Origin of the sequence: Streptomyces sp. NPDC089799 (assembly GCF_040684755.1) — a bacterium.
GTDB lineage: Bacteria > Actinomycetota > Actinomycetes > Streptomycetales > Streptomycetaceae > Streptomyces.
In genome coordinates, this window is sequence record NZ_JBFBGR010000008.1 from 164,694 (window position 1) to 176,854 (window position 12,161).

Annotated in this window: 14 protein-coding genes; 6 read left to right on the forward strand and 8 right to left on the reverse strand. The window is 71.4% G+C overall.

The annotated features are described in order from the left end of the window. Nucleotides 1–11: 11 nt before the first annotated feature. The 4 genes from AB0O36_RS11090 (at nucleotide 12) to AB0O36_RS11105 (ending at nucleotide 2,682) form a co-directional block, all read left to right on the forward strand. Complete coding sequence (locus AB0O36_RS11090; RefSeq protein ID WP_365107260.1) at nucleotides 12–785, forward strand: hypothetical protein; 774 nt, start codon at nucleotides 12–14, stop codon at nucleotides 783–785. Between the two features lie 139 nt (nucleotides 786–924). Continuing rightward, on the forward strand, nucleotides 925–1,131 hold the full coding sequence (locus AB0O36_RS11095) for a hypothetical protein (protein ID WP_365107262.1): 207 nt from the start codon (nucleotides 925–927) through the stop codon (nucleotides 1,129–1,131). A 151-nt stretch (nucleotides 1,132–1,282) separates the two neighbouring features. Then, the gene (locus AB0O36_RS11100; protein ID WP_365107586.1) at nucleotides 1,283–2,212 is read left to right on the forward strand and encodes a NaeI family type II restriction endonuclease; all 930 of its coding nucleotides are present in this window, start codon (nucleotides 1,283–1,285) and stop codon (nucleotides 2,210–2,212) included. A gap of 5 nt (nucleotides 2,213–2,217) precedes the next feature. Further along, complete coding sequence (locus AB0O36_RS11105) at nucleotides 2,218–2,682, forward strand: very short patch repair endonuclease (RefSeq protein WP_365107263.1); 465 nt, start codon at nucleotides 2,218–2,220, stop codon at nucleotides 2,680–2,682. On the opposite strand, the gene dcm is transcribed toward AB0O36_RS11105, so the two are convergent. From dcm to AB0O36_RS11120, 3 genes are all read right to left on the reverse strand, one after another. Next, nucleotides 2,683–3,870 carry a DNA (cytosine-5-)-methyltransferase gene (gene dcm / locus AB0O36_RS11110; RefSeq protein WP_365107266.1) on the reverse strand — a complete coding sequence of 396 codons (1,188 nt, stop codon included), beginning with the start codon at nucleotides 3,868–3,870 and terminating at the stop codon, nucleotides 2,683–2,685. 141 nt (nucleotides 3,871–4,011) lie between these two features. After that, complete coding sequence (locus tag AB0O36_RS11115) at nucleotides 4,012–5,076, reverse strand: hypothetical protein (RefSeq protein ID WP_365107268.1); 1,065 nt, start codon at nucleotides 5,074–5,076, stop codon at nucleotides 4,012–4,014. A 37-nt stretch (nucleotides 5,077–5,113) separates the two neighbouring features. Next, nucleotides 5,114–5,659, reverse strand: coding sequence for a GNAT family N-acetyltransferase (locus AB0O36_RS11120; protein ID WP_365107271.1), 546 nt, complete (start codon nucleotides 5,657–5,659; stop codon nucleotides 5,114–5,116). Nucleotides 5,660–5,819: 160 nt separating this feature from the next. Here AB0O36_RS11120 and AB0O36_RS11125 point away from each other — a divergent pair, with 160 nt between their 5' ends. Together AB0O36_RS11125 and AB0O36_RS11130 are read left to right on the forward strand one after the other, a co-directional pair. Next, nucleotides 5,820–5,996 (forward strand): hypothetical protein, encoded by a 177-nt coding sequence (locus AB0O36_RS11125; RefSeq protein WP_365107274.1) that lies wholly within the window; start codon nucleotides 5,820–5,822, stop codon nucleotides 5,994–5,996. Between the two features lie 37 nt (nucleotides 5,997–6,033). After that, nucleotides 6,034–6,333: a hypothetical protein gene (locus AB0O36_RS11130; protein WP_365107276.1), complete on the forward strand. Its 300-nt coding sequence runs from the start codon at nucleotides 6,034–6,036 to the stop codon at nucleotides 6,331–6,333. 270 nt (nucleotides 6,334–6,603) lie between these two features. On the opposite strand, the gene AB0O36_RS11135 is transcribed toward AB0O36_RS11130, so the two are convergent. From AB0O36_RS11135 to AB0O36_RS11155, 5 genes are all read right to left on the reverse strand, one after another. Next, nucleotides 6,604–8,037 (reverse strand): DUF445 domain-containing protein, encoded by a 1,434-nt coding sequence (locus AB0O36_RS11135; protein WP_365107279.1) that lies wholly within the window; start codon nucleotides 8,035–8,037, stop codon nucleotides 6,604–6,606. Nucleotides 8,038–8,473: 436 nt separating this feature from the next. After that, nucleotides 8,474–9,319 (reverse strand): DUF1707 domain-containing protein, encoded by an 846-nt coding sequence (locus AB0O36_RS11140; protein ID WP_365107280.1) that lies wholly within the window; start codon nucleotides 9,317–9,319, stop codon nucleotides 8,474–8,476. A gap of 122 nt (nucleotides 9,320–9,441) precedes the next feature. Then, the gene (locus AB0O36_RS11145) at nucleotides 9,442–10,407 is read right to left on the reverse strand and encodes an ATP-binding cassette domain-containing protein (protein WP_365107282.1); all 966 of its coding nucleotides are present in this window, start codon (nucleotides 10,405–10,407) and stop codon (nucleotides 9,442–9,444) included. Between the two features lie 9 nt (nucleotides 10,408–10,416). Further along, on the reverse strand, nucleotides 10,417–11,238 hold the full coding sequence (locus tag AB0O36_RS11150) for an ABC transporter permease (protein ID WP_365107588.1): 822 nt from the start codon (nucleotides 11,236–11,238) through the stop codon (nucleotides 10,417–10,419). A gap of 76 nt (nucleotides 11,239–11,314) precedes the next feature. After that, on the reverse strand, nucleotides 11,315–12,118 hold the full coding sequence (locus tag AB0O36_RS11155; RefSeq protein WP_365107285.1) for an ABC-2 family transporter protein: 804 nt from the start codon (nucleotides 12,116–12,118) through the stop codon (nucleotides 11,315–11,317). Nucleotides 12,119–12,161 lie beyond the last annotated feature (43 nt).

Here is a 12,161-nt window from a genome sequence, read left to right on the forward strand (position 1 = left end):
GAGGAGTACTCATGGCTGCCCTCGGGCAGGTCCGCAAGGCCTACTGGCCCGGCTGCAGTCCGGCCCGGCAGGCATACGTCGCGAGCTTCCGCGCGCTCATAGGCGCCATGCCCACGAAGAAGCAGGGGGCACGCGCGAAGTACCTGCGCATCCCGCTGGGCACACTCTCCAACTACTGGACCGGGCGCCGCGTACCGTCTGCCGTAAAGCTCCGTGCGATGTACGACGCGGTAAGCGAGCGCAAGCGCACCGACGCCCGCCTGATCCCGTTCGAGCACCTGGAGGAACAGCGGAAGACCGCTGCTCTGCGCGGCGCCGTCCTGGCATCGCCTCAGGAGAGGAGCGACATCAAGGCGGCTGGCCGGATCTCTCTCCAGGCCCCCGCACCAAAGGCGATCGGTGCGCCCGCAGGCGATACGGCGCCCTCCGGCACGGTTCCGGCACACGGACCGGCGCAGGACCGGCACAACAACGAAAGCGGGAAGGTCGGCGAGACCGTCGGCGCCCTCCGTGCCGCTCAGGCTGCGGGCGACCGCCGTGCCGTCATCGGCATCGCATGGTCGGCGAGCCGGACTCTCACTCACGGAGAGCTCTGCACCGCGGCCGCCGAACTGTACGCCAGCGGCGACGCCGCGCTCGGGGAAGCCCTCCTGCTCAGCGGCCGGGAACGCAGCCAGGAGGAGAGCATTCGGCTCGCCATCGCCCTCATGAGCGCGGGGCTCACCACCCAGGCGGAACTCGTGATGCGCGCGGCGCTGCCACCGGGAGGAAATGAACAGGCGTAGGCCTACGCAGCACCCTGAGAGCACCCTGGCCGGATTCCGGCAGCACGGAGCGGGAACAGTCGCCGCTCTTCCTCTTCTTCCTGCTCCGACGCCGGACAGCAGCTCCGGCATTCCCTCTTCCATGGAGTTGACCGTTCACATGCTGAACATTTCCCTGTCCGCGCTGTTCCTCTCCATCGCCATCGCCGTCGTGTTCGCGCTGCTCGTCGCGGGGGCCGCAGTCGCACTGGCCCGATGGGACCAGAGGTCCGCGGCCGGGGCCGTCATCATGGGCGCCGTCGCGTTCGCGAGCACCCTGACCCTGGCAATCCTGATGCTCGGGCTCGTGCTCGGGACTGGCAGCTGAGCCGTAGGCAGGCCGGCGCGCCGGGGCCGCCCGCCGGTAAGCTCGCACACACCCAGCGGTCAGCTGCTGCACGGCTGCCCAACTCGTCAGACAGGTGGTCCACTTGCCGTTCCCGGATGTGTCCGCAGCCGTGAGCATCGCGTCCCGTGCAATGCCGGCGGACGATCCTGAGCTAGCCCTGGTCCATTCGGAGCTGCGCCGACTCGATCCGGCAGGACTGCGGTTCGCCGGAGTACTACGAGACACGATCGATCAGCTGCTGAACGGCGAGGTGACCGGCAGGTACGACTGGAAGACCCTGTTCAAAACGGAGAAGACGCACGCCGGCACCGTTGTCGAGATCAACCTCCAGCGCGAGTTCACGTTCGACGACGGTCTGGAGATGGATTACCGGATCGCCGGCGTGGACGTCGACTGCAAGTACTCCCAGCAGTTCGGCGGCTGGATGATCCCGCCGGAGGCTGTGGGACACCTGTGTCTGCTCGTGTGGGCAAACGACTACAAGAGCCGCTGGAGCGCCGGCCTGCTCCGCATCACTCCCGAACTCCTCAACGGCGGCAGCAATCGGGACATGAAGCTGACGGTGAAGGCCGGGCACCGGAGGGAAATACTCTGGCTCTGGCATGACGCGGAGCTCCCGGAGAACACCCTGTTGCACATGGAGACCGCTGACCGCGAAGCCGTATTCGCCCAGCGGTCAGGCCAGGCCAGGCTCAGTGAGCTCTTCCGGCGGGTTCAGCACCGCCGGATCGGACGCAACGTCGTACGCACCGTCGCGCAGCAGAAGGACTACATGAAGCGAGTGCGGGGAAACGGTGGCGCCCGGTCCTCACTCCGGCCTGAGGGAATCCTGATCATGGGGGACTACCTGGCCCACCAGGAAATCGCCCGGCAGCTCGCACTCCCGGTCCCTGGGGAGGGCGATTTCGTCAGCGCCCGGGTGGTGAGGAGCTTCCCGGGCGACGGCAGGCCGTCCGCCATGATCGGCGGGGAGTCCTGGGCGCTGGCTGAGGCCGGAGAGCCCGTGGTAGCCGCTCCCCTCCTCCCCGCACACACGGCGTCGGCCAGTACGGAAGACTGACAGACATGAGCGAGCCGTGGACCCCGCCCGAAGGATCATGGGCTTCGTCGGCCTCTCGTCGGCGGAACATGCAGGCGATCCGAAGCCGTGACACCAAGCCGGAGCGCACCGTCCGCAGCCTGCTGCATGCCCAGGGCCTGCGCTACCGCGTGGCGGCGCGCCCGATCACCGGCCTCCGAAGGACGGCCGACATCGTCTTCCGGCCCGCAAAGGTCGCGGTGTTCATCGATGGCTGCTACTGGCACGGCTGTCCCGAACATTACGTGCCGCCGAAGACCAATCCGGGCTACTGGTCCGACAAGGTGGCCGGCAACATGGCCCGTGACCGGGACACGGACCAGCGCCTGGCCGAGGCCGGCTGGACAGTGCTCCGGTTCTGGGAGCACGAGGCGGCAGCCGATTGCGCTGTCCGTATCGCTGCCGAGGTGGAAAAGCGCCGTGCCCGCCGAGATGAAGCGGGCACGGCCTGACTACGCCTCGGCCTGGTCCCGCTCGCGCGCGGCCTTGAGGACCTCGATGATCGACCTGCCGACGGCCGCCGCAACCGGGGGCGGGAACGCGTTGCCGACCTGCCGGTACTGAGCGGTCTTGCCTCCGCTGAAGTCCCAGCCCCTGGGGAAGCCCTGGATGATCGCGGCTTGCTCCACCGTGAGCATCGGTCCGCCCTCACCGAGGAGATCCCGCTCGTGGGAGCCCTTCACGTTGCAGGTTTTGATGTCGTTGGCCACGCCGAGGCCCGATACACCCAACTGCTTCCAGGCGGCCTTGGCGCGGCTGGGACCGAGATCGGCGCCGCCGTGCTTCTTCGAACCACCGACGAGCGTGGGCGCGATGCCGCCCCCCTTGCCCTTGAGCTCCGCGTCCCGCTTCTTGGCCTGGTCGTACCAGCGCTCGTAGGCCTTCCGAGCCCGCTCAGCGTGCTCGCCCTCGAAGAACTGCTCGTAACGCTCGTACATCGTCGGCTGCAGCGCCTCCGCCACACTGACCGGGTCCTCGTGGGTGGGGCTCGGCCACTCGTACTTGAGGCCCTTCAGGACGTCCCTCCGGATGGCCACCAGGATCGCCCTCGGCCGGAGCTGAGGCACGCCGAAATCGCTCGCTTCGAGGACACCCCAGCGGCACACCTCGTATCCGAGACCTTCTTCGGGCTCCTCGGTCCCGTCTTCTTTCCTGTAGGTCCCACCGGCCAGCCGGGCCGTGATCCAGTCACGGTAATCGGAGAACTTCGGGTCCATGATCCCGCGCACGTTCTCGATCATCACGGCCCGCGGCCTCAGTTCCTCGACGAGGTCGAGCATCCGCGGGAAGAGATCACGTTCGTCGTTCTTGCCCAGCTGCTTTCCCGCGTGGGAGAAGGGCGGGCAGGGGACACCGCCGGCCAGCAAGTCGAGCTCACCTTGCGGGAGAGCCGAGCCATTGTTCGTCACGTGGACGTCAGGAAGGAAATCGTTGACGTCCATCTGCAGCACCTCACAGCGCTGCTTCTCCCACGACCACTTCTGGTGTGTGTCGATGTTGCTGAGCAGCGTCGCAGCCGCATGCGGATCGATCTCCACCAGTGCGAGGTGCTTGAAACCCGCCTCGTGCAGACCGATGGCCTGTCCGCCGGCTCCAGCACAAATCTCAATAGAGGTGAACTCCGCCTCAGTGCTGGTCATGCACCCTCCTTCGAACACGTACCGAGCTGGCGCCCTGTGCCACCAGCCATCACAGAGGGTGACATGCCCCACTGACAACGACCCCCACAAGTGTGCGGCATAGCCACTGCGGCTTCTGCCACCGTGCAGGAGTCCCTGCCGCTATCCCGGGACATCGAAGATCTGGAGCTGATGGTCGCCGAGGATCCGGACCGGTGCTGGGGCGGGGCGGGTGGTGGACAGGGCCAGGAGGGTGCGGAGGGCAGAGACGACTGTTTGGGGGGTGGTGTGGAGGAGGGAGGGGGTGGTGGAGATGACCAGGATGCCGTGGGATTCGAGGCGGAGGAGGGTGGCGTGCCAGGCGTCGCGGGTGAAGTGGTACTCCACCGAGTCGATCTCCAGGGCCACGCCGTGGTCCGGCCAGTACGCGTCCGGGGTGGCGAGGAAGCGGCCGTCCGGGGAGTAGAGGCGGGCGTTCCAGAGGGGGGCCGGGAGGTCGGTGGCTGCCAGGGTCTCTCGGGCGCGGGCCTCCGCCGGGGAGCGGGTGCCGGCGAGGAGTTCGGTGGCCGCCGTGCGGGCCGCCGGGTGGTTGAGGAGGCGGGCGGCCCGGAGTTCGGTGTGGAGGTCGGTGGGGTGGCACCAGCCCGACTGGACCACGTGGGCCAGGACCGAGCGGACCAGGTCCGGGTCGTCGGCGCGGGCCGCGAAGTCCGCGGCGGCGCGGACCGGACGGGCGCAGGGGATGCCGGTGACGGACATGGTGGCGGGCCAGCGGGCGGTGGACCTGGGCCGGGCGTCGGCGGCCGGGCGGAGCCGGCGCGGGGCGCGGATCAGGACGTCGTACGGGGCCGGGGGCGCGCCGCGTACGCCGAGCAGTGCGAGGGCGGCTCCGCCGGTGAGGGCCGCGGTGGCGCCGGAGAGGGGGTCGCCGGCGGTGGGCTCGGCGGCGTAGAGGACTGCGGCGAGGGCGCGCTGGCGGTGGTCCGGGGGGCCGGTCTGGAGGAGGTGGACCCGGGGCAGCAGGCGTTGCCAGGGGCCGCCGGGGCGGCAGCGGCTGCGGATGGTGCCGGCGGGCACGCCGGCCTGGCGGAGTTGGTGGTGGGTCGCCAGGTTCAGTTGCCGCCGGCCGGTCTCGATCGCCGTGACCGCCCTGGCGGCTCTACCGGGCCTGCCGGCTGTAGTGGCCCTGCCGGTGTGGGGTGGCTGTGCGGGCGGTGGTGTGGTCATGGGGCGGGGATGCCCCGGGGGTGAGGGGTTGTAACGCTCAGTGACCGGGGTGGTGGGGGGAGAGGAAGACCACCACGGCGTTGTGGGTGCCGGGGAGGGGGTCGACCTCGTGCCAGCCCAGGCGGTGGTAGGTGGCGACCGTGTCCGTTGCCGTGCGGGAGGTGAGGAGCCAGGCGCGCCGGGCCGGAGCGTCGGCGGTGATCTCGGCGAGCAGGGCGCGGCCGGTGCCCCGGCCGCGGGCGTAGGGGCGTACGGCCAGTTCGTCGATCTCCAGGGCGCCGACGAGGAGTTCGCGGACCCGGTCCGGGCCGAGCTGGGCGGCGACCTGGGCGTAGCCGCGGTCGGCGGGGAAGGCCGCCTGGGTCAGCCAGCCGGTGGCGAAGCCGTCGACGCCGGCCTCGGACTGGGCGAGGGCGGTACGGAAGCCGGTGCGGCGGGCGTCGGCGGTCAGCCGGCCCGCGAACTGGCGAATGGTTTCTTCGTTCTCGTTCCACGGCGGGGCCGAGAACACCTCGGCGTAGGCGTCGAGGAGTTCGTCCGCGAGGTCGAGGACCGTCGGTCCGTAACAGATCACCGGTTTCATTCCGATCCTGCGAGGGGTGGGGCATTTACTCCCCTATGGAGAGTGAATGTACGGCCGGGACGTTCCCTGAGCCACGGGATCGGCGGATGCGGCGAGTGTGCGACAAATCCCCGCGTGTCGGGTGGCCGTGTCGGGTGGGCGCCCCGGGCGTTGGAGGGGCATGGAGAGACTGGTCGGCGCGCTCGGCGCGGTAGCCCTCACGTTCCTGCTCGTGCTGGGGTTCCTCGCGCTGCTGCCCGCGCCCGTGCAGAAGGCCGTACCGGACACCGTGGTCGGTGGCGTGGTGCTGCTGGTGGGATTGCTCGCCGTCCGTCGTTTCGTACGACGATCGCGTTAGCCTCGAAGGAACGACTTCCGGCGAAGGGACAGGTTTCATGGCTCAGGTACCGACTTCCGCAGTGGCCGCCGCAGGGCTGGTCGGCGGTTACGCGGTCGCACGGTTCACCCGGAAGCGGCCGCTGGGCGGGGTCGTGCTCGGCGCGGCCGGGATCGCCGCCGGCCGGGAGTGGTACCGCCGTGCGGGCACCCCCGCCGCGGCGGCGCTCGGCACGCTGTACGTGGCGGCGTTCGCCGGGTCCCACCCGCTGGCCAAGAAGATCGGCGCCTGGCCGGCCGTGCTCGGCGTCGCCGGTGTCGTCGCCACGGCCTCCTGGGCTGTCGCCGACCGGGGTTGACCGGCCGGGGTTGACCGGCCGGGACGTCCGGCTTTGGGCATCCGGCTTTGGGTGTCCGACTTTGGGTGTCCGGCTTTGGGTGTCCGGCTTTGGGCGTCCGGCCCGGGGTGGCCGGCCCGGGGTCGCCGGCCGTGGATTGAGCCCTGGTAGGGGCGTAGCCGGTGCCCGGCGGGGCGGGGTGGCGGGGTGGGCGCGCCCCGTCCCCCGCCACTTCCGTCCCGCTGCTTGCGTTCTGTCACTTCCGTCGTGCGTCGCGTCGCTTCCGGCGCGTCATGCGCCCAGGGCCTGGGAGACCGAGTAGATCAGCAGGCCCGCCAGGGCGCCGACCACCGTGCCGTTGATCCGGATGAACTGCAGGTCGCGGCCGATGTGCGCCTCGATCTTGCGGGAGGTGTGCTCGGCGTCCCAGCCCGCCACCGTGTCGGTGATCAGCGAGGTGATCTCGGTCCGGTAGTTCGTGACCACGTACACCAGCGCTCCCTCGATCCAGCCCTCCACCTTGGCCTGGAGCCGGCCGTCCGAGGCCAGCCGCGCACCGAGGGACATCAGGGAGGCCCGGACCCGGAGCCTCAGCTCGCTCCGCTCGTCCTCGGCGGCCGAGAGGATCATCGACCGGATCGCCGACCAGGCTGAGGCGATGACGTCCTGGACCTCGCCGCGCGCCAGGATCTCCGACTTCAGCCGCTCCACCCGCAGCCGGGTGTCCGAGTCCGACTGGAGGTCCGCCGCGAAGTCCGTGAGGAAGCGGTCGACCGCACTGCGAGCCGGGTGCTGCGGCATGTCCCGCATCTCCGTGACGAAGCGGAGGAGCTCCTTGTAGACGCGTTCGCCGACCTTGCGGTCCACGAACCTCGGGGTCCAGCCGGGCGCGCCGCCCTGGACCGCGTCCATGACGGAGTCCCCGTGCGTGACCAGCCAGTCGGCGGCCCTGGCGCACACCAGGTCCACGACGCGGCGGTGGCCGCCGTCCGCGACGATCCGCTCCAGGGTCTTGCCGACCCCGGGCGCGATCTCGACGGTCTCCGCCCGCCGCGTGATCGCCTCGCCGACCACCGCCTGGACGTCGGAGTCCCGCAGGACGGTGAGGGCGCCGCGCAGCGCCGTCGCCAGTTCCGCGGTGACGCGGTCGGCGTGCGCGGGCTCGGCCAGCCAGGAGCCGAGCCGGCCGCCGATGGAAAGGGCGTGCAGGCGGGCGCGTACGACGTCCGGGGAGAGGAAGTTCTCCCCTACGAACTCGCCCAGCGAGACCCCCAGCTGGTCCTTCTTGGTCGGGATGATCGCGGTGTGCGGGATGGGCAGGCCGAGCGGACGCCGGAACAGGGCGGTGACCGCGAACCAGTCGGCCAGGGCGCCGACCATGCCGGCCTCGGCGGCGGCTGCGACGTAGCCGGCCCAGCCGCCTGCGCCCCAGGCGTTCTGCGCGACCTTCGCCAGGACGTAGATCAGGGCGACGAGGAGGAGCAGGCCCGTGGCCGTCGTCTTCATGCGGCGGACGCCGCGTCTGCGTTCCTCGTCGGCGGGGTTGAACGCGAAGCTGCCGTTGCCCGGGCTGCCGCCGTTGCCCGGGCGGCCGCCGTTGCCCGGGGTGCCTGGGCCGCCGCTGCCTTGGCCGCCCTGGCCGCCCTGACCGCCCTGACCGCCCTGGCCGCCCTGGCCGCCTTGGCCGGAGCCGGTACCGGTGCCGGTGCCTGGTTCGATGGGCACCCTTCGCGCTGTGCCTTCCACGTGCTCCTGCCTTCCCCCGGGGGCGCCGGGGCGGCGCCGGTTTTGTCTGCATAGCATCCGACTCCCGGGGGGCTCCAGGAGTTCCCGGCACGCCAGTGAAGCCCCCCGCGGACGTTTCCGCGGCGGGGCTTTCCCGCAGCGGCGCTTGCGCCCGGCGGGGGTGTGGCCGCTGGGCGGGCTTCGTCGGGCCGGGTTTCCGCCCGGCGGGGTACGGCTGCCGAGCGGGCTTGCGCTGAGCGGGGTGCAGTTGCCGGGCGGGGTGTCCCGGTGTGCCCACCCTCCCCCAAGTTCTCGGCTTCGCTCGAACAGGGGGGACCCCCATCGCCCTGCGGCACGCCTGCCCACGCCGGGGGGCGACGCGCCCACCCGCCCCGGGGGCCGAGACCACCCGCCCGCACCCGGGCGGGACGCCCCGCTACAGGTCCTTGCGCAGGGACGGGCCCGTGGGTGGGGGGCCCGGGGGGAGCTTGGCCTGCTTCGGGGGCTTCGGGGTTTTCGGGGGCTTCACCTTGACCTGGACGCCGCCCCAGAAGGCGAAGCCCGTCACCACCACGCGCGGAGCGCCCGGTTCCGTCGGGCCGGGGAAGCCCTTCCGGTCGAAGGCCCCCATCAGGCCGAAGCCGCGTACGTCCAGCTCCACGCCCGGCGGCACCACGATGTCGATGCCGCCCATGACCGCGAAGCAGTTGATCACGACCTCGCGCTCCGAGAACAGCGCCTCGCGCAGATCGATCTTGCCGCCGCCCCAGAACGCCACCGCGTCGAACCGCGCCGGCACCGTCCACTGCCCCACCCGCTGGAAGCCCGACATCACCGCGACCGCCGCCGACGAGGTGCCCGGCCCGCCGATCCGGCCCGGCCAGGTGCCGACACCGGTGCCGGCACCAGCGCCGGAAGCTGCCGGCACCGCCACCGGTGCCGGAAGGTCCCGGGTCAGCGGCTCCAGTTCGGCGTACGTCCGGGAGGTGTACGCCGCCTCCAGCCGCTCCTCGAACTCGTCCATGTCGAGGCGCCCCTCGGCGACCGCGTCGCGCAGCCGCTCCGCGACCCGGTCACGGTCCGCGTCCGAGGCACGCAGGTCTCCCGGGTTCGGCCCGGGCGGCTTCCGCTCCGCCGGTACCGCGTCCGACCCGGGCCGCCCACCATGACCATCGGGACCAGCATGACCGTCGGGACCGCCATGACCGTCGTGACCGCCATGACCGCCACGGCCGTCCCCCCGGTCCTCCGCGTCCTCGCGATCCCGCCGGTCATCGCTCATGGCCAACAGCCTAGCCATTCATGCGACTTACGGGACCGAAGAGCCGAAGGACCGAAGAGCCGAAGGACCGAAGAGCCGAAGAGCCGAAGGACCGGAGACCCGAACGACCGGAGGCCCGCAGGTCACCCCCGCCCCGCGTACATCCGCGCGATCACGTCCTCGATGTCCGGCTCCCGCACCGACAGGTCCACCAGCGGGTACGCCGCAGCCACCGCCGCCACCAGCGGGGCCGCCGACCGCCCCGCCGGGAACGCCAGCCACTGCCGCGGCCCCTCCACCCGCACCGTCCGGGCCCCCGGCAGCTCGATCGGCGGGAGCTCCCGCTCCAGGTCCACCACCAGGGTCCGCTCGCTCTCCCCCGCGCCGCCCGCCGAGTGCAGCCCGCCCAGCGTCCCGTCGTACATCAGCCGCCCGTGGTCGATCACCATCACCCGCTCGCACAACTGCTCGATGTCCTGCAGGTCGTGCGTGGTCAGCAGCACCGTCGTGCCGGCCTCCTCGTTCAGCTGCCGCAGGAAGCCCCGCACCTTCGCCTTGCTGATGACGTCCAGCCCGATCGTCGGCTCGTCCAGGTACAGCACGTCCGGGTCGTGCAGCAGCGCCGCCGCGATGTCCCCGCGCATCCGCTGCCCCAGCGACAGCTGCCGCACCGGCACGTCGAGCAGCTCCCCCAGGTCCAGCTGCTCCACGCACCGCTCCAGGTTCCGGCGGAACCGGTCCTCGGGGATCCGGTACATCCGCCGCACCAGCCCGTACGAGTCCTTCAGCGGCAGGTCCCACCACAGCGTCGTGCGCTGCCCGAACACCACTCCGATCCGGCTCGCCAGCCGGGTCCGCTCCGCCGACGGGTCGATCCCGGCGACCCGCAGCCGGCCACCGCTCGGGGTCAGGATCCCGGTCAGCATCTTGATCGTCGTCGACTTCCCGGCGCCGTTGGGCCCGATATAGCCGACCACCTCTCCCCGCCCCACCTCGAAACTGATCCCGTCCACCGCCCTGACCTGGCGCTTCTCCCTCCGGAACCGCCCGGCCCGACGCCGTACGTCAAAGACCTTCGCCACGTCCCGCAATTCGATCAACGCATCCACGTGCTCAGCTCAGCTCCCCGTACTCCGGTACGAACGAAGGCCCGCCCGCCACGCCAGCGACGCGGGCAGGAACACCACGAAGGCGACCAGCGGACTCAGGTACGCCACCCAGCCCGGCAGCCCCAGCGGATCCGGCCGCCCCAGCACCTCCAGCGCCGGCAGCCAGTTCACGAAGGCCAGCGGCACCACGAACGTCACCGCGCGCAGCAGGTCCCGCGCGAAGACCGTCGGCGGGTACTGCAGCATCGTGGCCCCGCCGTACGTGAAGGAGTTCTGCACCTCCGCCGCGTCCCCGGCGACGAACTGGAACGCCCCGCCCGCCACGAACACCGCCGCGAAGATCGCCGCCCCGGACAGCACCATCACCGGCACCAGCAGCACCCGGCCGGCCGTCCACTCCACGTCCAGCACGGCCAGCGACCACACCAGCACCGCCAGCCCCTGCGTCACCCGGCCCAGCCGACGCAGCGCGAACCGGTCCGCGGCCACCTGCGCCAGCACGGGCACCGGCCGGACCAGCATCGTGTCCAGCGAACCGTCCCGCACCCGCTGCCCCATCCGGTCCATGTTCCCCAGCAGCAGGTCCGACAGCCCGAAGGAGGCCGAGCAGGACCCGTACAGCAGGGCGATCTCCGGCAGCGAGAACCCGCCCAGCGCGTCCACGTGCCGGAACATGACGTAGATGCCGGCGAAGTCGAGCAGCGTGATCGCCCCGTTCCCGACCGTCGCCAGCAGGAAGGACGTCCGGTACGTCATCGTGGCGCGGATCCACATCGCCACGATCAGCACATAGCCGCGGAGCCCTTCGGCCAGCCGGCCGGCCCACCGCACCCGGGCGTACCGGGCGTGCCGCGGGTCCTGGGGGTCCTCCTCCGGGCCGTCCCTCCGCGCCCCCCGCACCAGTGCGTCAACCACCCTGGACCACCACCTTCCGCGTCGCCGCCGCCTGCACCAGACGCCCCGCCGCCAGCAGCGCCAGCGCCCAGCCCAGCTGGAAGGCCAGCGCCCCGGCCGCCGCCCCCGACCCGGAGTGCTTGCCCAGCAGCACGTCCAGCGGCACCTGGAGCATCGCCGACCAGGGCAGCATCCGGACCAGCTCGCCGAACCAGCCCGGGAAGACCGTCAGCGGCAGCAGCACCCCCGAGAAGGCGATCATGACGACGGTGGCCACCATGTTGATCCCCGACCCGTCCAGCAGCCAGAACGCCGCCAGCCCGATCAGATAGCGCACCGCGAAACTGACCACCAGCCCCAGCAGCACCGACACCAGGAACAGCACCCACCGCTCCGGCGCGACCGGCAGCGCCAGCGGGAAGACCAGCGCCCCCACCAGCAACGGCACCGTCCCGCGCCCCACCAGCTGGAACCCGGCCCGCCCCAGATCGGCCGCCAGCCACCACAGCTGGAGGTCCGCCGGCCGGTACAGGTCGACCGCGATGTCACCCGTACGGATGCGCTCCTGCAACTCCTCCTGGAAGCCCCCGCCGATCAGCGCCGCCGAGGCGAGCAGCGACTGGCTGACGAAGACGAAGGCCAGGGCCTCCGCCCGGTCGTACCCCCCGAGGCCGGGCCGTTCCGACCACAGGGCGATGTAGGTGTACGCCACGATGAACCCGAAGACGGTGTTGGTGAACACCCCCGCCGCCGTGGCGGTTCCATAGGTGGCATAGCGGCGGAACCCGCCCGCTGCCACCGCGAGATAGAGACGCACCGTTTCTCTTCCACTCCCGCTCTCGTTCCCACGTCGGCCAAAG

Coding starts and splice junctions, on each gene's coding strand:
- AB0O36_RS11090 (WP_365107260.1), top strand. CDS start 12: ATGGCTGCCCTCGGGCAGGTCCGCAAGGCCTACTGGCCCGGCTGCAGT.
- AB0O36_RS11095 (WP_365107262.1), top strand. CDS start 925: ATGCTGAACATTTCCCTGTCCGCGCTGTTCCTCTCCATCGCCATCGCC.
- AB0O36_RS11100 (WP_365107586.1), top strand. CDS start 1,283: ATGCCGGCGGACGATCCTGAGCTAGCCCTGGTCCATTCGGAGCTGCGC.
- AB0O36_RS11105 (WP_365107263.1), top strand. CDS start 2,218: ATGAGCGAGCCGTGGACCCCGCCCGAAGGATCATGGGCTTCGTCGGCC.
- dcm (WP_365107266.1), bottom strand. CDS start 3,870: ATGACCAGCACTGAGGCGGAGTTCACCTCTATTGAGATTTGTGCTGGA.
- AB0O36_RS11115 (WP_365107268.1), bottom strand. CDS start 5,076: ATGACCACACCACCGCCCGCACAGCCACCCCACACCGGCAGGGCCACT.
- AB0O36_RS11120 (WP_365107271.1), bottom strand. CDS start 5,659: ATGAAACCGGTGATCTGTTACGGACCGACGGTCCTCGACCTCGCGGAC.
- AB0O36_RS11125 (WP_365107274.1), top strand. CDS start 5,820: ATGGAGAGACTGGTCGGCGCGCTCGGCGCGGTAGCCCTCACGTTCCTG.
- AB0O36_RS11130 (WP_365107276.1), top strand. CDS start 6,034: ATGGCTCAGGTACCGACTTCCGCAGTGGCCGCCGCAGGGCTGGTCGGC.
- AB0O36_RS11140 (WP_365107280.1), bottom strand. CDS start 9,319: ATGAGCGATGACCGGCGGGATCGCGAGGACGCGGAGGACCGGGGGGAC.